We start from the raw sequence: 706 nt of genomic DNA on the forward strand, positions 1-706 counted from the left end.
GGCGACCGCGTCGGGCTCGGCGGAGGTCGGCGCGCTCGTCGGGCAGGTCGTCCCGGCGACCGGGCCGCGCGGGCCGGTGCTGGTCGAGGAGGGCAGGGGCTTCGGGCTGGAGCACGAGATCGGCCGGGGCGTGCGGTTCGACAGCGGCTACGCGTCCAGCCTGTTCGTGACCGACGCGGTGCGGCGCGAGGCGGTGCTCGTCGCGCCGCGGGTGCTGCTCGTGAGCGGCCACCTGCCCGGCCGGGTCGGGTCCGCGGTCGACCAGGTCGGCCCCGGCCACGGCGTGCTCGTGGTGTGCGAGGAGCTGTCGCACCAGGCGCTCACGGTGTTGCTGGAGCGGGGAGGGCAGCGGCCGGTCGTCGCGGTCGTCACCGACCACGACCGGCTGACCCGGCTGCACGCCGTGGTCGGCGGCACGGTCCTCGACGCCGACCTGCTGGAGACGGCGACGGCCCGGTCGTTCGGGCACGCCGAGAAGGTCGTGGCCACGTCGTGGGAGACCCTGGTCTACGGCGGTCGGGTGTCGGCCGGCGGCACGGCGGGCCTCATCCGGGCCGACGCCGCCGAAGCGCCCCGGGTCGAACGCGCCGTCCGCGCCGTGCGCAGCGCCGCCCGCGACGGCGAACTCCGCGGTGGCGGGGTGGGGCTCGCCGAGGTCGGCGCACGCCTCCACGCGGACGCCGCGGGCACGCCCGAGGAGGTCGCG

1 pseudogene is annotated in these 706 nt (G+C 78.2%); it reads left to right on the plus strand.

Annotated features, from left to right (window positions below):
* Positions 1-706, plus strand: a pseudogene (locus ACFQ3T_RS36910) (hypothetical protein); the annotation flags it as partial.

It is taken from the genome of Saccharothrix hoggarensis (genome assembly GCF_042678885.1).
Taxonomy (GTDB): domain Bacteria; phylum Actinomycetota; class Actinomycetes; order Mycobacteriales; family Pseudonocardiaceae; genus Actinosynnema; species Actinosynnema hoggarensis.